Consider the following 19,880-nt stretch of genomic DNA (forward strand, 5'->3'; position numbering starts at 1 on the left):
GAGCCTAGCCGGTCCCCGCGGGCCGACTATTTGCCGGTGTGCCGGATGTAGAGCAGTTTGTCGCCGGACTCGAGCGCGTCGACCTCGGCGTCACCGACCCGGATCAGGTTCCCGCCGCGTACCACACCGAGCACGATGTCGCTCAGATGCCGGGGTGATCCGCCGACCTCAGCGGGTTCGACCTCGCGTTCGGCGACGGCGAAGCCCTGTTCGGGGGTGAGCAGGTCCTCCATCATCTCCACGACGGTCGGGGTGGTGGTGGAGATGCCGAGCAGCCGGCCCGCGGTCTCGGAGGAGACGACCACCGAGTCGGCGCCGGACTGGCGGACCAGGTGGGTGTTCTCGGCCTCGCGGACGGCGACGGAGATCTTGGCGGTCTTGTTCAGTTCGCGCGCGGTCAGGGTGACCAGGACGGCGGTGTCGTCGCGGTTGGTGGCCACGATCACCGCCGACGCGCGTTGCACGCCGGTCAGCCGCAGCACATCGGATTTGGTCGCCGACCCGTGCACAGTCACCAGGCCCGCCCCGGCCGCGGCTTCCAGCGCGACGGAATCGGTGTCGACGACCACGATGTCGGCGATCTGCACACCGTCGGCGACCATCGCGTCGATCGCGGTGCGTCCCTTGGTGCCGTAGCCGACGACGACGGTGTGATTGCGCACGGTGTGCCTCCATCGCTGAATCTTGAACGCCTGCCTGGACCGTTCGGTGAGCACGCTGAGCGTGGTGCCGACCAGCACGATCAGGAACAGGATGCGCAGGGGGGTGATGACGATCGTGTTCACCAGGCGCGCGGACGGGGTGACCGGGGCGATGTCGCCGTACCCGGTGGTCGACAGCGACACGGTGGCGTAGTACATGGCGTCGAGGAACGACAGTTCGTCGCCGCTGTTGTCGTGGTAGCCGGCGCGGCCGATGTAGACCACCGTCGCGGCCGTGAACAGCAGCGCGATGGCGAATACGACGCGGCGGGTCAGCGAGATCCAGGGGCTGGTCTGGGTCGCCGGGATCCGCAGCAGACCGACCAGCGCGTAGTCGGGACTACTACTCAGCCCGGCTTGGCTGCGCGTGTCACCGAACATCCAGCGCTCCTGTGTTTATCGGCGGCTGGCGCCGCGGGGTTCTCGGCCCCTTGGGCCTCGATTCTTCCCTCCTCCGCTCAGTCGCTTCGCTCCTTCGCTCCGTCAGTCCAGAATCGAGGCGGCCGAGAACCCGGAAAAGACCCGGGGGTGTTGGACCTCCGGCGTCGTCAGAGTAGCGGCTCAGGGCTCGGGGGGCCGATCGGCGTCGGAGTTTTCCGGCGCGGCGTCGTGGATGAGGCGGGCGAGTTCGTCGGGTCCGGGCAGGTCGGCGGGGGCGATGGTGCGGCCGGAGCGGACGTAATGGAATGCGGCGCCGACACGTTGGAGCAGCTGTTGTTCGGTGGCGCCGGTGCGGGCGGCCATCAGGCGGGCCCAGGCCAGGCGGTAGACGGCGAGCTGCACGGCGACGGCGGCTTCGTCGGTGGGGCCGGGTTCGGCGCCGGTCTTCCAGTCGACCACGATCCAGCGGCCACCGGGTTCGGCGAAGACAGCGTCCATCCGGCCGCGGATCACCGTGCCGGCGATGCTGGTCTCGAAGGGCACCTCGACATCGATCGGATTGCGGTGCGCCCACGGCGAGCGGCGGAACGACGCCTGCATGGCGGCCAGTTCCTGGTCGGCGCGGCCGGGTTCGGCGGCGCTGTCGGCGGCGCCGGGCAGTTCGTCGAGGCCCAGCAGCTGATCGGAGCCGAACCAGGACTGCACCCAGGCGTGAAAGGCGGTGCCGCGCCGGGCCATCGGGTTCGGCGGGTACGGCAGCGGCCTGCGCAGGCGGGCGGCCAGCCGGGTCGGGTCGGCGCGCAGTTCGACCAGGGCGGTGGCGGGGAGCTGGCCGGGCAGTTCGACGCGCTGGTCGGCGAGTTCGGCGGCGGTGAACTCGGCGAGCAGGGCGTCGACGTCGGTGGCCCAGCCGTCCGGGTCGTCGGCGTCGTCGTCGGGTGTGGGTGGGCGGCTGCGCAGCTGGTCGAGGGCGTCGCGGACCAGGGCGGCGCCCTGCTCGATGGGGTCGCGGCGGGCGCCGAGTGGGTCACGTGGCCACTGGGCGGTCGGCGGGTTGTCGGCGAAGGGGTTGACCGCGTCGGGGGCGGGCGGGTCGTCCCAGCGGGCCACGGTGGCGACGCCGTGGGCCTCGCTGTCCGGGTCGTCGACGGCCTGTTTGAGTTCGAGCAGGAATTCCGATGGGCCGCGGGTGGAGGTGCCGGTCTCGGGCCAGTGGTAGGCCGAAACCAGCAGTACCCGTTCGGTTCTGGTGAGCGCGACATAGAACAGGCGGCGTTCCTCGTCGTGCCTGCGGTGCTTGAGCGCGTTCTTGTGTGCGCCGAGGGCGCGTTCGAGCTCTGCGCGGTCGGCGACCTCACTGAGATCGAGGACCGGGACGCCTTCGGCCGCGTCGGGTTGCGCGCGGTCGCCGCGCAGCGTGGTCGGCAGTTCGGTGAGCGCGCCGAGCCAGGTGCTCAGGGCGGTGGTCGATGGGAAGACGGTCGCGCTCACGTGCGGTACCGCGACGACTTCCCATTCCAGTCCCTTGGCCGCGTGCACGGTGAGGATCTGCACGCGGTCGCGCGCGACCTCCACTTCCCCTGGCTCCAAACCGTTCTCGACCGACTCGGCCGCGGTGAAGAAGGCGAGCAGGCCGCTCAGCGAGGCCCGCGTGTCGGCCGCGTAGCCTGCCACCACATCGGCGAACGCGTCGAGATGTTCGCGCCCGGCGCCGCCACCGGCGATGGCGCGCCTGGCCTGGGTCTCGACACCGACGCCGATCGTGCGTTCGACATCGGCGACGAGTTCGACCAGGGGCTGTCCGCTGCGTTCGCGCAGCGCGGCGAGTTCTTCGCCCAGGGCGACGATCCGGGTGTAGCCGGCGTCCGAATAGTGTTCCGGCGCACCGGGATCGGCGATCGCGTCGGCGAGTCCGGCCTGCTCGGTGGGTTCGGGGGCGACTTCACGCAGGGCGGTGGCCAGTCCGGCGGCGTCGGTGATCGCCGCCGACGCGTCACCGGACAGGCTGCCGATCGAGAGCATCCGCGCCCGGCGCGCCAGCGCGGCCAGATCCGCGACCCCGATCCGCCAGCGTGCCCCGGTCAGGATCCGGACCGCCGCGCTGCCGGTCCCCGGTTCGGCGATGAGCCGCAGGGTCGCGACGATATCGGCGACTTCCGGCGTCGCCAGCAAGCCGCCGAGCCCGACGATCTCCACGGGTAATCCCTGCTCACGCAAGGCTTCCGCCAACGGGGCGGCGTCGGCGTTGCGCCGGATCAGCACCGCCGAGGTAGGCGGCTCGACCTCGGCTTCGCGGGCGTTCGCCCACTCCCGCGCGATCCGTTCCGCGATCCAGTCCCGTTCCTGCGCAATGGTTTCGGTGACGGCGAACTCCACCGTCCCCGCCTGCGCGTTCGGCTTCGCCCGCAACGCGTCCACCGTCGCGCCCCCGGCGGCCCTGGCCCGCACCCGCAGCGGATCGGCCACCAGATTCGCCAGCGCCAGCGCCTCGGGCGGATTCCGCCAGCTGGTCAGCAAGGGCAGTACCGGCGCGGGAACCCCTGGCGCAGTGGGGAAGTCGGTGGCGAACCGCGGCAGATTCGCCGCCGATGCGCCCCGCCAGCCGTAGATCGACTGCATCGGGTCCCCCACCGCGGTCACCGCGAGCGCCCGGGGCCCGCCTCCCGGACCCGCCCCGTCACCGCCCACCTCCGCACCGCGATCGTCGGATCGGTCTGCATTCGCGTCGTGCGCGCTGGCGTCACGGCCGCCGACACCGTGCTCATCCGCAGCACGCCCACCGGTGCCACGCCCGCCGGTCCCATCTTCATTCGCGTCGTACCGGCCTGGGCCATGCCCGCCGACACCGTGCTCGTCCGCGGCGCGCCGGCCGGTGCCACGCCCGCCAGGGCCATCTCCATTCGCGTCGTACCGACCTTCGTCGCGCCCGTCGACGCCCCCTTCCGCGCTGGACCGGCCTGCGTCACGCCCGTCGACGCCATGTGTATGCCCAGCAGGCGTTACCGTGTGGCCCTCTGCTGCACCAGAATTCGCTGGGCCTGTGCCGAACAGGTCAGTGCCGGGCTCGTCGTCCAGTGCCCACAGTGTGTCCGTGGTCGGGGCAGGCGTGGACTGTTGCTCGCGGCGGCGGGTCGGGGTCGTGGAGTGCTGGCGGACGGCGTCGGCGTTGCCGAACAGGGCCGCGAGCAGGACGCGCTGGGCGTGGCCGGTGTCCTGGTATTCGTCGAGCAGAACCAGTTTGAAGCGGGCGCGTTCGGCGGCGGCCACTTCGGGGTGGTCGACGGCGAGGCGGGCAGCGAGGGACATCTGGGAGCCGAAATCCAGTGCGCCGCGGCGGTTCAGGGCGTCGTCGAGTTGCTGGACCAGGGGCAGCAGGGCGACACGGTCGCGCTGTGCGGTGACCACAGCCTGGAGTTGTTTGCTCGGTCCGCCGCGTTGGCGTGGGCCGCCGGGCAGGGTGAAGACCAGTTTCTCCAGTTCCGCGTGCGCCTCGGCCAGTTCCTGTGGTTCCACCAGGTGTTCGGCGAGCTGACCGGCCAGGGCGAGCACCGCCTCGGTCACCGAGACCGGTGTGCGGTCGGTGTCGAGGTCGCCGTCCCAGGAGCGCACCACCTCGTGCGCGAGCTGCCAGAGCTGGGTCTGGGTGAGCAGGGCCGCCGACGGCTCCACCGGGAGCAGCAGGCCGTGCGCGGTGAGCAGGCGGCCCGCGTAAGAGTGATAGGTGCTGATCTCGGGTTCGGCGCCGGCGATCACCGTGCGCAGGACGCCGCTCGGGTCGATCTCGCGCAGCAGCGGCGCACCGGCCAACCGGGCCAGCCGGGTGCGGATGCGCGAGGTCAGCTGCTGGGCGGCCTTGCGGGTGAAGGTGAGACCGAGCACCTCGTCGGGGGCGACGAGCTGATTGGCCACCATCCACACCACCCGCGCGGCCATCGTCTCGGTCTTGCCCGCGCCCGCACCGGCCACCACCAGGGTCGGGCCGGGCGGTGCCGCGATGACGGCCGCCTGTTCGTCGGTGGGCGGTGGCAGGCCGAGCGCGTCGGCCAACCGTTGCGGGGTGACGCGCACGCCGCTCACTCGTCGGTCACCTGCCGCCCGGTGTCCTGCACCGGGCAGCTGCCCGCGACGGGACAGTGCCTGCACCCGTCGTTGCGCACCGCCAGATAGCCGGGCCCGCGGGTCGCGTCGGCCGCATCGTGAATCGTGGTGCGCCACTTGTCCAATCCCTCGCCGTCGAGGGCGTCCTGGGCGCGTTCGGTGGCGCCGGACTTGTTGTGCGGCTTGGCGACATACACCAAGCGTGCGCCACCGGGCTCGGCCGTGACGGTCTCGGTGTCCTCGTCGAGGGCGCCGTGCGCCGCGGCGACCTGGTAGGTGGCCAGCTGGGCATGTTCGGCGACGTCCTTCGCGCTGACCGGGGTCTTGCCGGTCTTCACGTCGACGATCACGAAGCGCCCCTGCGCATCTCGTTCGAGCCGGTCGATCCGGCCGCGAATGCGCACCGCGCGTCCCCCTTCGGCGCGCGCGGGCAGCACACAGTCCACCGGCACCTCGACCCCGGCCTGGGTGAGTTCACCGCGGGTGGTGCGCACCCAGTCGAGGAAGGTTTGCAGCATGGCTTCGGTGCGGCGCAGTTCCTGGCGCGAATGCCAGCCGGTGGCCGGATCGATCGCGGCCCAGGCCTGGTCGAGGGCGGCGCGCACCTGTGTTTCGGGGACGTCGCCGGCCAGCGCCTGGACCAGGGTGTGTACGAGGTTGCCCTTGAGCGCGTGCGGGTTGTCACCGTCGGTGCCGCCGTGGCGTTCCAGTGCCCAGCGCAGCGGGCAGGTGCGCAGCAGTTCCACTGTCGACGGGGACAGCCCGATCGGGGAGTCGTCGTCCCAGAGTTCGCGTTGGGAGCTGAGTTCGGCGGTGCCGTACCAGTCGCCGGGGTCGGTGCCGGGCACGCCGGCGTCGGCGAGGCGGGCCAGCTGATGGGCGGCGCGGTCGCGGCGGGCGGGGTCGGCGCCGGGATCGCAGACCACGCCGCGCAGTTCGGCGACCAGGGCGTGCATGACCAGAGCGCGTCCGGGATCGGCGACCGGCAGGGCGCCGGGTTCGCCGGTGTCGTCGTCGCCGAGCAGTTCGGTGAGGAAGCGGGATGGCACCAGATCCTGGTCTCCCGCAGCGGATTCCACGGCGGTCACCAGCAGGGAGTGCCTGGCCCGGCTGCACGCGACCAGCAGCAGCCTGCGTTCCTCGGCGAGAATCGGCGCGGCGCGGCTGGTAGTCACGCCCGGGTCGAGTCCGGCGATCAGGTCGACGAGGTCCTCGGTGTGCAGCAGGGTGCCGCGGGCGCGCGGGTTGGGCCAGATGCCTTCTTGCACAGCGGCCACCGCGACCACATCCCACTCCCGGCCCGCCGCGGCGTGCGCGCTGAGCAGCGACACGGCTTCGCCCTCGGCGACCGGCGACCTGCCCGATTGCGGAAGCTGCTGGTGCAGCAGGTATTCGACGAAACCCTCGATGCTCGCGCGCGGCAAGCGGTCGACGTAACCCGCTGCCACATCGAATAATTCGACGGCGGCGTCGAGCTCGCGATCGGCCTGCATGCCCGCCGCGCCGCCGCGCCGGGACTGCCGGAACCAGCGGCGCTCGAGCCGCGAGCTGGTCCACAGCGTCCACAGCACGTCTTCGAGACCCTGTCCCCTCGACCGGGTTTCGGCGGCCTTGCGCACCGCGCGCAGCACCCGCTGTAGTGGCGCGGCCTCCACCTCGGTGAGCCGGTCGAGCAGGCGTTCCTCGCCGATGCCGACGATCAGGTCGCGCAGCACCTCCGCCGAGGACTGGTCGATCAGCGGCACCGCGGCAGGTTCCGGCTCGGGGCGGGGCGGCCCGGCGACCAGTGGTGTGGCGGCGGGTGGAGTTTCGGTGTCGAGGACGTCGATGTCGTCGGGCAGGCGTTCGGCGATGTCCCAGTCCGGTTCGGGTTCCGGGCGCAGTGGGTCGTCGAGCTCGGGGGGTACCCAGTCGTCGTCGAGGGGGTCCGGGTCGGGCAGTTCCGGTGGCGGTGGCGGCTCCTCGCCCCACAGCAGGAATTGGTCGGACCCGTCCGCGGACGGATCGGTGGCCGCCCCGCTGCGTTCCAGGTCGAGGACCCCGCGCCGCACCCCGCGGCGCAACCGGCGCAGCGCGATCTGATCCGCCCCGCCGAGCGGCCCAGCCAGCAGATCCATCGCGTCGTCGGGCGAGAACATCGCCTCGATCGCCCGCTGCGACCCCGGCCGCGCCGGATCACCGGCCAGCAACACCCGCAACGCCAGCACCATCCACGCCGCACCCCGCCTGCGCGGCAACGGTTCGGCCACCGCGGGCCTGCGCACCGGCACCCCGGCCGCCAGCAGTGCCCGCCGCAACGGCGCCAGCGACAACGGCACCGACCGCACGATCACCGCCATCTCCGACCACGGCACCCCATCGGTCAGATGCGCCCGCCGCAGATGATCCGCGATCAGCGCCGCCTCCTTGGCCGCGGTCGACAACACCCGCACCCGCACACTCGCCTCGACCAGCTCCCCACCGTCCACCCTCGACTCCGGCCCAGCCACCTCGTCCGCGTCCGCACCGACAATGAGCGCGGGAGTGTCGTCCGAGTCGGCAGTCGCGAACAGACCCGGATTCGTCTCGGTGACACCAGGTTCGGTGGTTTCTGCCCCGCCAGGGAGTACCCGATGACGTGCACTGCCCGGCAGGCGCGCGGCGATGCGCGCGGTGGCGAGGCGGATGGGGGCGCCGCTGCGGTGGTTGTGGCGCAGGGTGATTCGTCGTTGCGGGGTGGTGTGGAGGTCGGTGAGGAAGGCTGAGTCCGCGCCGCGGAAGGTGAAGACACTCTGGTCGGGGTCGCCGGTGACGACGGTGCTCGCGGTGCCGCTGCCGATGGCGCGCACCAGCATCGCGGCCTGCGGGTCCAGGTGCTGGGCGTCGTCGACGAGCAGCCAGCGCAGGCGGTCGCGTTCGGCGGCGAGCAGGTTGCGGTCACCGGCCAGCGCGTCGAGGGCGGCGCCGACCAGTTCGGCGGCGTCGAGGGCGGGGGCGGTGGCTTCGGGCGCGGCGACGCCGACCGACCAGCGCAGCATGGAGGCCTGTTCGTAGCGCTGGAAGAACCGGCCTGCCGCCACCCAGGCGTCGTTGTCGTGGTCGCGGCCCAGTGCCATCAGGTCCTCGGGTCCGAGTCCGCGCTCGGTGGTGCGCAGCATGAGGTCGCGCAGTTGTTCGGCGAAACCGCCCAGGGCGAGGGCGGGTTGCAGGCGTGGCGGCCAGAGCCCGTGCGCGCCCGCCTCGATGTCGGTCTGGTCGCCGCGCAGCATCTCGCGCAGGACCGCGTCCTGTTCGGCGCCGGTGAGCAGCCGTGGCGGCGGATTGCCGTGCAGGTCGGCGTGCCTGCGCAGCACCGAGAAGGCGTAGGAGTGCAGTGTGCGTACCATCGGCTCCCGGCTGGCGCCGGTGATCTCCCCGGCCCGCGGACCGAGCTGGGTGGTGATCGCGTCGCGCAGCGCGGTGGCCGCGTGCTTGGTGTGGGTGAGGACCAGGACCGATTCCGGGTCGGCGCCGTCGCGGATCCGCGCGGTCACCAGGTCGACGAGCAGCGAGGTCTTGCCGGTACCCGGACCGCCGAGCACCTGCCAGGGCAGCCAGCCCGGACGCGGCGGCGCCGGCTGGGCCTGTTCGTCGAACAGCGCGCGCACAGCGGCGCCCCAGGCCCGCGGCCGGGGCGCCCGCGTCGTTCGGCGCACAAGTCGCACCGAGCTATCCGATCGCACCACATCGGCTATTGCAACAGACCGGTCCGACACGCCGCCCTCCCCCCGCACGGGGGACACGCTGCGCCGCCGCGCGCGACCGGCCAGAATGGCAGTCGTGTCGTCGCTTCATGTGCACCGTTTCGGCCCCGCCGACGGTCCCGTCGTCCTCGCCCTGCACGGTCTGACCGGCCACGGCAACCGCTGGGAAACCCTCGCCACCGAGCATCTCCCGCAGGCTCGCGTGATCGCCCCCGACCTGCGCGGACACGGCCGTTCCAGCTCGCTGCCGCCCTGGGACTTCGAGACGATCGTCGACGACCTCGCCGACCTCGTGCGCGCCGAGACCGACGGCCCGGTGGTGGTGGCCGGCCATTCCTTCGGCGGCGCGGCGGGCATCCGGCTGGCGCGGGCGCACCCGGATCTCGTGCGCGCGCTGGTCCTGCTCGATCCGGCACAGGGCATCGACGCGAAGCTGATCGAGCAGATCGCCCAGGCCAACCTCGCCTCCCCCGACTACACCGATCTCGCCGAGGCCAGGTCCGACAAACAGGTCAGCGCGTGGGGTCCCGACGAGGTGGACCCGGCGCTGCTGGAACGCGAACTCGCCGAGCACCTGGTGCCCACCCGCGGCGGCCGGGTCGGCTGGCGCATGTTCCAGCCCGCGATCACCTCCTATTGGGGCCAGCTCGCCCGCCCGGCCGTCCTGCCGCCCGCCGGCCTACGCACGGTGCTCGTGCGCGCCGCGAAGGTCACCCCGCCGTATGTGAGCGCGGAGTTCCGGACCGCGCTCGCCGCGCAGCTGGGCGAGCACCTCACGGCCTACGACTGGGACTGCGACCACATGGTCGCCCAGGCCCGCCCGGCCGAGACCGCCGCGCTCATCGCCGCGGTGCTCTGACCTGTGGCGGCGACGACGGAACAGCAAGTTGAGCAGGTGCGCGCGTTCGTCGCCGCCATCCCGCCCGGCCGGGTCGCCACCTACGGCGACATCGCCGCGGCGGCGGGCCTGTCCTCGGCCCGCACGGTCGGCTGGATCATGCGCACCGATTCCGCCGATCTCCCCTGGCACCGCGTGATCGGCGCCTCCGGCCGCCCCGCCGCCCATTTGGCCGCTCGCCAACTACGCCTCCTCGCCGAAGAGGGCGTCCCCATCACCGACGGCCGCGTCGACCTCCGCACCGCACGCCTGTGACCTCACCCGACATCGCCGAGGACACGGTACTGGCGGTGGTCGGCTTCCCGGGCACTGATGACACATTCCTGGACACGCGATCACTAGGCTTCTACGTAGATCGCTACTCGGCCGATGTCTCCCTGAAGGCCTGGTGATCAATCGTCCAGGTCGAGTCGAGTGGGCGGGGGTCCGGGGATTGGTGGGGTGCGGCACTAGCATGGGATTCGTGGTGAAACTTCGATGCGGAATCCGCGCGTGAGCAGCGCCGATGCGATCGTGCTCGCCGGGGGGCGGGCCAGCCGGATGGGCGGTGTGGACAAGCCGGCGATCGTGGTCGGCGGGCGGTCGATGCTCGAGGTCGCCCTCGACGCGGTGCACGGGTGCGGGGAAATCGTCGTGGTCGGGCCGCATCGGCCGGAACTGGACGCGCGGATCGGGCAGGTCAGGGAGGTGCCGCCGGGGTCGGGGCCGGTCGCCGCGATCGGCAGCGGGCTGACGGCGCTCACCCATGGGAACGCGCCGTGGGTGGTCGTGCTCGCGGCCGACATGCCCTTCCTCACCGCCGTGACGGTCGACGAACTACTGCGCCGCGCGGCCGGGTCCACCGCCGACGCGGTCTTCGCCATCGACGAGTCCGGTCGTCCCCAATACCTCGTCGGCGCCTGGCGGCGCACCGCGCTGACCCTCGCGCTGGCCCGCCTGGAGTCGGCGGTGAATCAGCCGATGAAGGCGATCGTGCCCGCCGACCCGGTGCTGGTCGACCTGCCCGGCACCGGCGACTGTGACACCGCCGACGAGGTGGCCAGGGCCAGGGCGCGAATCGCCGCCGAGCACGCGCCGACCCGCCTCGATCTCACGCAGGCCAGAGCCGTGCTGGCCACCGCCGCCACCCCGCTGGTCGCCTACGAGGCCGCACTCGCCGAGGTCCCCGGCGCCGCGCTGGCCGCACCGCTGGTGGCCGTGGGTGCGCTGCCACGCTTCGACGTGTCGGCGATGGACGGGTACGCGGTGGCCGGCGACGGTCCGTGGGTGCTGCGCCGCGATATCGGCTTCGCCGGTGGCGCCCGACCGGCCGGTCTGCTGCCCGGCGAGGCGGTGCGTATCGCCACGGGTGCGCACGTCCCCGACGGCACCACCTCCGTACTGCGCGACGAGTTCGCGATGATCACCGGCGACCGGCTCGCACGCAGGCCCGACGCCCCGGTGCGCGGTGACGTCCGCCGGCGCGGCGAGGACCAACTGCCGGGCGACCTCGTCGCCCATGCCGGTACCCGGGTGTCGGCGGCGCTGCGGTCGGCGGCGGCCTCGGTCGAGGTCACCAGCGCGCTGGTCCGTGGTCCGGTGCGGGCACGCGTGGTGATGACCGGTGACGAGATCCGTGCCACCGGACCATTGCAGACCGGACAGACCCGGGACTCGATCGGCCCGGTCCTGCCCGATCTGCTCGGCGGTCTCGGCGTCCAGGTGGTCGACCGGGTGCATCTGCGCGACACCGCGCACAGTTTCGACGAGATGCTCACCGTCACTGAAGGTTTCGATCTGCTCGTGGTCGTAGGGGCGACGGGTGGCGGCGCGGCGGATCAGTTGCGCACCGCGCTCGCCCGGGTGGATGCCCGCGTTCTGGTCCCCAGACTCGCGCTGCGCCCTGGTGGTTCGACGATTGTCGCCGAACTGCCCACCGGCCCAACAGTTCTCGGACTGCCGGGGAATCCGTTCGCCGCCGTGGCGGTGTTGTTGTCGCTGACGCCCGCCGTCGTCGCCGGCCGCATCGGGGCGCCGCTACCGCGCACCATCGTCGGGCCGCTGCACAATGCCGCGGCGATCGCGGGCCCTGTTCAGCGGATCACCCCCGCGCGTTATGCGCCCGAAGGCGGCTGGCTGGGCGAGGCCAAGGTCCGCACCGCGCATCTGGCCGGGCTGATCGACTACGACGGACTGGTCCTCGTCCCGCCGGACGCCGCCGACGGCGCGCAGGTCGAATTCCTGCCGCTCCCCTGCTGATTCCGGACCTCCCGGACCGTGGACACGCCGCATTCGCGCAGGTCGGAATGCTATTTTCCGGCCAACTGTTCCGCTGCACCATATCGATGCCTATCGTGGATCGGGTCAGGCGTAGACCGCCCTGCACCACGAAGACGGAATGCGTCGGACGTGCATTAGGCGAAATACTCATCCCTCGGAAAGGACCGTGTGGAGAATGGCTGACAAGTCGAAGAAAACGCCTAAGAAGATGCCCAAGCAGATGCCGCGCCAGCAGCAGCAACAGCGGCAGGAGCAGGGCGAGGACTCGCAGGGTATGACGCGAGCAGGTCAGGACGATCGGCGTGCACAGCGCCGCCCCGGCCATCTCTGATCCACGTGTGTCGACGAGCCGCCGGCGCTGCGTCCGGCGGCTCGTCCACGTCAGGCCCCTGGCTCGTTCACCGCGGATCCGGCCGCCCCACGCCGAGCCCTCGCCGGACCGGGGACGGGCACCGCATCGAGCCGGCGGCGGATGCACCCCCGAGCCGGTGCGGCGAACCCGGCGCACACCCCGCCGATCCCGCCCCGCCGCAGCACCACAACCAGGCCGACGACCCGATGGTCAACCGCCGGATCGCGGCTGACGAACAGCTCTCGCCGCGACTGCCATGCCGGCGGATCCCCGTGCAACAGCATGGTTCCCGAGGCCGCCGCGACCAGTCCCAGCGCCGTGCGTATCGCCCTGTCGCTGCACGAGGCGGCCAGACGCACCCCACCTGAGCTTCGGAGATGCCGGCAGCTTGGCCGTCAACCCGTGAGTCCGCGTCGGCAGTCAAACCGACGTACGCGCCGACCCGGCTCCGCCGTCGCCGAGGGAGGGCTCGCTTATCCGGCCCCGATCCGGCTGCTGCCCGGCACTCGCCGCTGGCGCGCTACCACTCCCGGCGCCTCATCGCCTTCCACGATTCCACCGACCCGACCGGCCGACGCACCGCACTGCCCCGTTCGAGTCCCCACCCACCACCATCGAACGCGACGTCGCACACGTCGCCGAACAGACCCAGCCGAGCTGGACAAGCGATCACCAGGCTTTGGTGGCGGCATCGGCCGAGTGGCGATCTACGCCATGGCCTGGTGATCACCTGTCCAGGTTATGGGCCCGGCTGGAGGGTGGGGTGGGTCGGATACCGTTTACCAGGCATGACGATGGGATCGAGGTTAGGACGGGGATGGACGACAGTTCGCTCACCTGGGACGACGGGGCATTGCTGACCATCGACCAACGTGGGTTGCCGCACGAGGTGCGCGAGCTGCGGATGGAGACCGTCGACCAGGTCATCGAGGCGATCAGCACACTCGCGATCAGAGGTGCCCCGGCCATCGGTATCGCCGGCGCGTTCGGCGTGGTCATCGCTACCAGAGCACACACCACCACCCCGGGCGATGCGACGGCAGTTTCCGGTGGCTCGGCGGAGGTGACCGCAGCCCCCGCCGAGATGGGCGCGGTAGGCACCCCCTCCAGCGGGACAACCGACAGCGACCCAAGCACCCCCTCCCGCGGCACAGGCGACAGCGACCCAAGCACCCCCTCCCGCGGCACAACCGACAGCGACCCGAGCACCCCCTCCCGCGGCACAGGCGACAGCGAGTCAAGCGTCCCCTCCGGCGGCGCAACCGGCGGCGGAGGGGACGCCTGCTGCGGTGGTGTGGTCGATGTGGCGGCGGTGCGGGCCGAGGCTGATCGGATTGTCGCGGCCCGGCCGACCGCGGTGAATCTGGCCTGGGCGGTTGAGCGGGTGTGTGCTCGGGTTGCCGAGGGTGCTGATGCGGTGCTGGCCGAGACCCTCGAGTTGCTCGCCGAGGACGGGCGGGTCAATCTGGCCGCCGCCACCCACGCCGCCGATCTGGTGCAGCGGTTGTGTGGTGACCGGCCGCTGCGGCTGCTCACGCATTGCAATACCGGCCGCTTGGCCACCAGCGCGGTCGGTACCGCCATCGGCGCGCTGCGGGTGCTGCACGAGCGCGGCGCGGTCGCCGATGTGCTCGTCGACGAGACCCGGCCGCTGTTGCAGGGCGCCCGGCTGACCGCGTGGGAGCTGGCCGAGGCGGGTATCCCGCACCGGCTGACCATCGATTCCGCCGCCGCCTGGGCCATGGCGACCGGCCAGGTCGACGCGGTGCTGGTCGGCGCCGACCGGATCACCGCCAACGGCGATGTCGCCAACAAGATCGGCACCTTCACCCTGGCGCTGGCCGCCCGTCACCACGGCATCCCGTTCATCGTGGTCGCCCCCGAGTCGACCCGCGACACCGCGATGGCCACGGGTGCGCAGATCGTGGTCGAGCAGCGCGCGCCCAGCGAGGTCACCGGATTCGGCGGCGTCGAAACCGCCCCCACCGGAACAGCGGTCTTCAACCCCGCCTTCGACGTGACCCCCACCGACCTGGTGACCGCCGTCGTCACGGAAAACGGTGTGGTCTACCGGAATTCGCACCGATTCGTTGACAACGAGCGATCAGACCACACCACCGCATCGCCCCTTGCATCGAACTCGAACACCCCACAGGCAGCGGTAACCGCCACCGCCCCCACAACCGGCGCAGCCCCGCACACCGAACAGGCTCGGGCGATCGCCGGCATCGCGCGACAGCTGTACGAGCGTGGATGGATGCCGGGGACCGCGGGCAATATCTCGGTCCGGATCGGGGGTGACGCACTGGTCACTGCCAGCGGATTGTCCAAAGGTGAACTGACCGAACGCGATGCAGTTCTGGTCGCGATCGCCGATACGACCGCGCGGCCGGGACAGGACCGGAGACCTTCCGCGGAGACCAGCATTCACACCGCCGTCTACCGCACCACGGCGGCGGGCGCTGTCGTGCACGTGCACTCCCCGTTCGCGACGGCCTTCGCGACCACGGCCGTGCCGTCGATCGATGCGGTGCGTACCGTGCCGGTCAGCGGTTTCGAACTGCTCAAGGGTTTCGGCGTGGCCGACCCGTCGGCCATCGATATCCCGGTGTTCCCGAATTGGCCCGATGTCGCGCGCATCGGCGCCGAGATCGAGGTCTACCTGCGCGAGAACCCGACCGCCCCACCGATTCTGGGTATCACCGGGCACGGGATCACCGCCTGGGGTGAGACTCTTTCCCAGGCGCGTGATCGCGCCGAATGCCTGGAAGCCCTGTGCGAGTTGATCGCCCGTACTGGACGCTCCACCGCCGCCGTGCCGCTCGAGATCGGATAGGACAGATGACCCTGCTGCAAGTGATGGCCGCCGACAATGCCGCCGAGGTGCGTGTGCGCACCACCGACGCTGCCGAGATCGCCACCGAACTGGCGAAACACGGTATCGCGTACTCCCATTGGGACGTCCTCGACAACGCCGCCGCCACCGACTCCGACACGCTGCTGGCCCACTACGCCCCGCGGATCGCCGAGCTCAACGCCTCGGGCCGCTACCGGCACATCGATATCGCCCGCATCCACCCCGACGCCGACAACCCGGACTGGCCGGCGACGGCCGCTGGCGCGCGCGCGAAGTTCCTCGACGAGCACCGCCACGCCGAGGACGAGGTGCGCTTCTTCGCCGCCGGTCGCGGCTGCTTCTACCTGCATCTCGGCGACGCCGTGCTGGCGACGGTCTGCGAGGCCGGTGACCTGCTCTCGGTGCCCGCGGGCACCCTGCACTGGTTCGACATGGGCGCCACCCCCGATTTCATCGCGATCCGTTTCTTCGAGGAGGCGGACGGCTGGGTCGGCGATTTCACCGGCGACAAGATCAGTGCCGGTTTCCCGACGCTCGACGCCCTGCTCGCCGCCTCGTGATCCGCGCGATCGTCCTCGATATCGAGGGCACCACCAGCCCGACCGACTCGGTCCGCACCGACCTGTACGGCTACACCGCCGCCCGGCTGCCCGCCTGGCTGGCCGAGAACACCGGCGGCGCAGCTGATTCCGTGCTCGCGGCGACCAGGAAGCTGGCCGGGGAACCGGATGCCGGGACCGAGCGGGTCGCCGAAATCCTGTGTGGCTGGCTGGAATCCGATGTCAAGGCCGAACCGCTCAAGGCGGCCCAGGGCGCGATCTGCGCGCAGGGTTTCCGGGCAGGCGCGCTGCACGGGCGCTTCTTCGCCGACGTGGCGCCGGCGCTGAGGACCTGGTACGACGCGGGGATCGCGTTGTATGTGTACTCCTCGGGTTCGGCACGCAATCAACGAGATTGGTTCACCTTCGCCGAAGCCGGTGACCTGTCCGGGCTGATCTCCGGGCACTACGACCTGGTGAGCGCGGGCCCCAAGCGCGAGGCGTCGTCCTACGACCTCATCGCCGAGGCCATCGTCGTGCCCGCCGCGCAGATCCTGTTCCTGTCCGATCATGCCGACGAGCTCGACGCGGCGGTCACCGCGGGCTGGCAGGTCGTCGGCGTGCACCGGCCCGGTGAGCCGAATCCCGCACGGCCACCCCATCATTGGGTGAGCTCGTTCGCCGAGGTCGACATGGCCGGACGCCGCCGATGACCCAGCCAGATCCGCACCTGTGGGATGCGCCATCGCACTATCCGGCGCCCGTGCAGGCGGCCGACGATCCGTTCCTGTGCCCCGCACCCGCCCTGCCGCTGCCGCCGCGGCCGGACGCCGTCTTCACCGCTTCGCCCGGCACCGCCGCGCGACTCGCGCACCGCGGTGCGCTGCGGGTGGTGCTGCGGCCCGCCTCGGTGATCACCTCGGCCGCCGCGCTGCTGCTGATGCTGCCGCTGACCGCGCTGCTCGGCCTGTGGCTACCGGCGGTGGTCCTGCTCGTCGTCGGTATCGGTGGCCCGGTCTCGAGCTACCTCGCCACCCGGCGACGGCTGCGCCGGACCTTCGATCTGATCTGCGCGCCGGGAGCGGCCATGGCGGTGCAGCTCGGTCCCGACGCGCTCGACATCGCCGACACCCACTCGTACGTGCGGATCGCCTACGAGCGCATCACCGCGATCCGGACCTCGGGCGCGATGGTGGTGCTCCATGTCGACGGCCTGCGGCTGAACTTCCCGCGCGAACTGTTCCCCGCGCCGATGGCCGAGCACCTGCGCCATCTGATCTGGAACCGTGCCCAGCCGCTACCCGGCAGTCCAGCGCCGCTGCCCGCGCTGCCGACCCTGCTGCAACCGCAGGCCACGCTGGTCGCCGACGACGCGACCGCCCCCGCGCTGTACGCCGCGGAGATCCGGGAACCGCTGCTGCGCCGCTCGGTCCAGATCCGGTTCGTGGTGACCGCTGTCGTGGCGACCGGTCTGCTCGGCTGGCTGCTCGGGCCGGGCTGGATGCTGCTGCCGATCCTGATGTGCGCGATCATGACGTACGCGACCGTGCGCGCCGTGCGCAAGCCGGGGCCCGATGCGGTGCGCCGGGTCCGTCACGCGGTTCCCGGGGCCGTTCTGGCCACGCAGTTCGGATCCGATGCCGTCGTCTACCAGACGGTGGTCCATCTGCTGCGCACTCCCTACAGCGACATCACGAAGATCGTCCTGCGCCCCGATGTCGCAGTGGTGCACGGCGGCTACGGACTCACCGTGATTCCCCGTGCGTTGTTCCCGGAACAGGTCGTGTCCGAGCTCCGGCGGCGCGGTGTGACGATCAGCACCGGGTGACGACGCGGCGGCCGAATGTCGAACTGCGCGAACCACATCGACCGCGCGCGGATTCCGCGAGCTCACGCACCGCGATACTCGAACCCGTAGCACGGCTACCGACCCGATAATCTGCGTCCATGAACGACCAGGGGCAAAGCCTCGAATCCGCCCCGCACCAGACTGTCCCGCCGCACCAGCGACCCGTCCCGGCGATGCCCGCAGAGCTCGCGCAGGAGGACACCGACCCGTCCACCCGGCTCGCCCCCGAGATCCCTGGCCTGGACAACCCGGATGTCACCGTCACGCTGACACCCGGCACAGCGGCACAGCTCGCCCGGCACAATGCGCTGCGGGCGGCGCCCCGACACATCGGGATCGTCCTCGCGGTCGCAGTGCCGTCGATCACGATCGCGCTACTCTGGCTGGGACTCCCCTGGGAATGGATGGTCATGTTCCAGGGTGCGTTCGCCGCGTATGCGGCGGTCGTCGTGTACATCTCGCTCCTACGCCAATACCGGAGCTTGACTCGGTCCGATATCACAGCAGGCAGTTGCGCCATCGCGCTCGGCTCCGACGCGCTCGACCTGGCCGAGGGTACGGCGCGCACCCGGATCGGCTACGACCGTATTCGCTCCGTCACAGCCACCCGGGGACTCGTCACCCTGAGTTTCGACAATCGGCATCTCGCACTACCCTCTGCGCTGTTTCCCGACGTGCTGCTGGCCGAGTTGCGCCGGCTCATCGATGGGGAGCCCTCGACCCGCGCGCCGCTGCCACCGCTACCCCGGCTCCCACACCCCCAGGCGCACACGGTGATCGCGGCGGATACCGCACGCCGGCTCACCCTCGCGCGACGCTTCGAGCCGTTCCGGCGGGCCTCCGGTCGGCTCACCCTCGCATTCCTGCTGGCCGAGGCCTGCGCGCTCGGCGGACTCACACGCGGAGCCGGCGGCGCGCTGGTGGCGCTGGTCGCCTCCACGCTGGCAGCCCTGGCGGTCCGGTTCTGGATGCGCCGACCGTCGGAGAACGCGTTGCGTCAGTACCAGGGCATGCTGCCCGCCGCGAGCGGCCTCGCCGTGCAGTTCGGCACCGACGCGCTCATACTGGCCGGCTCCACTTTCCTGCTGCGCGCACCGTTTTCGATCGCCACCCGCCTCACCGTCCGCACGGACTGCGCGGTGCTGAAGTACGGCGCCGCAGCGCTGGTCCTCCCGCAAGCACTGTTTCCCCAGGAGGTACTCCCGCGGCTGCGGGAACTCGGCGTCACCGTCGTCGAACGCTGATTCCCGGCTCAGCAGACCCGCGCGCGGACCGCGCCCAGCTTCCCTCGCTGTGCCTGGCCGAACACCCGGCGGGCGTGGACCGCGACCGGACTCGTCGACCACGGGGCGAGCGTGGTGGTGAACATGAGCTCGCACCAGGACAGGGCCGGGATCTCGCCGGCGGCGAGGGTGGCGATGAGCGAGAGCTCGGTGTCGTGCCCGAGCCAGGCCGCCACCAGCCAGGAGGCGTCGAGGCGGCCGAGGAATTCCTCGGCGTCCTCGGGCGGACCGTGCGGGGTGTCGACCGCGAGGTGGACGACGGCGGCCACGGCGTGACGCAGCTTCGCGTCCATGCCGATCGCGTCGTGCAGCAGCAGGCTCTCCAGCGCCGAGCGTAGTTCCATCGAGGGATCGTGAGCGGGTTCGGGCATGAGCGGCCTTTCCTGTGGTTCGGTCTGCTGGTCCAGTCCACCGGTGATCGACCGGAGTTCCGGGGTGGCCGATGGTTCGACGGGGTCCACCAGGTCGGTCAACGGACCTGCGGTCCAGTCGAGCCGGCCGAAGGCATGGCACCAGTCCAGGGCCGGGTTGTCTTCGGTGACAACGATTTCCAGCGCCAGCCCGGCCATCGAGGCGGTGCAGGCCAGGGTGATCACATCCAGTTCCGGCTCGCTCACCACCAGGTGCAGCGTGGCGCCGGTCAGCGCGAGATCTTCGCGGGCCCGCCCGGCCAGCCAGATGGCCCGGCCCGCGGCGCCCATGGTCGCGGTGAGCTGGTCGCCGCGCGGATGGTCGGTGTCGGCCTCGACGTACGGGCCGTACCAGAGTGCTGTCCCCTCGGCGTCGCAGACCGCGAAGGTGTCCGAAACACCGTCGCCGGCCGCCGCCAGACTTATGTGAGCGTCCTGCCCCTGCTCGGTCACCCTCATCACTTTCCCCGTTTTCGATCGAGCCGAATATCGGTGCGCTTCTTATCCAAACGACGGTGAACATCGCTGTCC

General features: G+C 71.4%; 13 protein-coding genes. 9 read left to right on the plus strand and 4 right to left on the minus strand.

The annotated features are described in order from the left end of the window. Positions 1-26 precede the first annotated feature (26 nt). The 3 genes from ACFXK0_RS01945 to ACFXK0_RS01955 all read right to left on the minus strand — a co-directional run bounded on the left by ACFXK0_RS01945 (position 27) and on the right by ACFXK0_RS01955 (position 8,854). Positions 27-1,082: a potassium channel family protein gene (locus ACFXK0_RS01945; protein WP_379407768.1), complete on the minus strand. Its 1,056-nt coding sequence runs from the start codon at positions 1,080-1,082 to the stop codon at positions 27-29. A 180-nt stretch (positions 1,083-1,262) separates the two neighbouring features. Next, complete coding sequence (locus ACFXK0_RS01950; RefSeq protein ID WP_379407769.1) at positions 1,263-5,159, minus strand: ATP-dependent helicase; 3,897 nt, start codon at positions 5,157-5,159, stop codon at positions 1,263-1,265. After that, positions 5,156-8,854, minus strand: a complete 3,699-nt coding sequence (locus ACFXK0_RS01955; RefSeq protein WP_379407771.1) for an ATP-dependent helicase — start codon at positions 8,852-8,854, stop codon at positions 5,156-5,158. Before ACFXK0_RS01955 ends, ACFXK0_RS01950 begins: the two co-directional genes overlap by 4 nt. Before the next feature lie 115 nt (positions 8,855-8,969). On the opposite strand from ACFXK0_RS01955, the gene ACFXK0_RS01960 reads away from it, so the two are divergent. The 9 genes from ACFXK0_RS01960 (at position 8,970) to ACFXK0_RS02000 (ending at position 18,900) form a co-directional block, all read left to right on the plus strand. Further along, positions 8,970-9,761 carry an alpha/beta fold hydrolase gene (locus tag ACFXK0_RS01960; RefSeq protein WP_379407772.1) on the plus strand — a complete coding sequence of 264 codons (792 nt, stop codon included), beginning with the start codon at positions 8,970-8,972 and terminating at the stop codon, positions 9,759-9,761. Between the two features lie 3 nt (positions 9,762-9,764). Beyond that, the gene (locus ACFXK0_RS01965; protein WP_379407773.1) at positions 9,765-10,055 is read left to right on the plus strand and encodes an MGMT family protein; all 291 of its coding nucleotides are present in this window, start codon (positions 9,765-9,767) and stop codon (positions 10,053-10,055) included. Between the two features lie 237 nt (positions 10,056-10,292). Further along, a complete protein-coding gene (locus ACFXK0_RS01970) occupies positions 10,293-12,038 on the plus strand; it encodes an NTP transferase domain-containing protein (RefSeq protein WP_379407775.1) in 1,746 nt (581 codons plus the stop codon). Positions 12,039-12,234: 196 nt separating this feature from the next. Then, the gene (locus tag ACFXK0_RS01975) at positions 12,235-12,390 is read left to right on the plus strand and encodes a hypothetical protein (RefSeq protein ID WP_379407776.1); all 156 of its coding nucleotides are present in this window, start codon (positions 12,235-12,237) and stop codon (positions 12,388-12,390) included. Positions 12,391-13,228: 838 nt separating this feature from the next. Then, positions 13,229-15,247 carry an S-methyl-5-thioribose-1-phosphate isomerase gene (gene mtnA, locus ACFXK0_RS01980; RefSeq protein ID WP_379407777.1) on the plus strand — a complete coding sequence of 673 codons (2,019 nt, stop codon included), beginning with the start codon at positions 13,229-13,231 and terminating at the stop codon, positions 15,245-15,247. A 5-nt stretch (positions 15,248-15,252) separates the two neighbouring features. After that, positions 15,253-15,828 (plus strand): acireductone dioxygenase, encoded by a 576-nt coding sequence (locus tag ACFXK0_RS01985; RefSeq protein ID WP_379407778.1) that lies wholly within the window; start codon positions 15,253-15,255, stop codon positions 15,826-15,828. Continuing rightward, entirely contained in the window at positions 15,825-16,520 is a 696-nt protein-coding gene (gene mtnC / locus ACFXK0_RS01990) for an acireductone synthase (protein ID WP_379407779.1), read from the plus strand. The genes ACFXK0_RS01985 and mtnC overlap by 4 nt, the downstream gene beginning before the upstream one ends. Then, the gene (locus ACFXK0_RS01995) at positions 16,517-17,635 is read left to right on the plus strand and encodes a hypothetical protein (protein WP_379407780.1); all 1,119 of its coding nucleotides are present in this window, start codon (positions 16,517-16,519) and stop codon (positions 17,633-17,635) included. The genes mtnC and ACFXK0_RS01995 overlap by 4 nt, the downstream gene beginning before the upstream one ends. A gap of 119 nt (positions 17,636-17,754) precedes the next feature. Next, positions 17,755-18,900 carry a hypothetical protein gene (locus ACFXK0_RS02000; RefSeq protein WP_379407782.1) on the plus strand — a complete coding sequence of 382 codons (1,146 nt, stop codon included), beginning with the start codon at positions 17,755-17,757 and terminating at the stop codon, positions 18,898-18,900. An 8-nt stretch (positions 18,901-18,908) separates the two neighbouring features. Here the strand turns inward: ACFXK0_RS02000 and ACFXK0_RS02005 are convergent, their stop codons facing one another. Further along, on the minus strand, positions 18,909-19,808 hold the full coding sequence (locus ACFXK0_RS02005) for a hypothetical protein (protein ID WP_379407783.1): 900 nt from the start codon (positions 19,806-19,808) through the stop codon (positions 18,909-18,911). Positions 19,809-19,880: the final 72 nt, after the last annotated feature.

The sequence above is a fragment of the Nocardia sp. NPDC059177 genome (genome assembly GCF_042755165.1).
Classification (GTDB): Bacteria; Actinomycetota; Actinomycetes; order Mycobacteriales; family Mycobacteriaceae; genus Nocardia.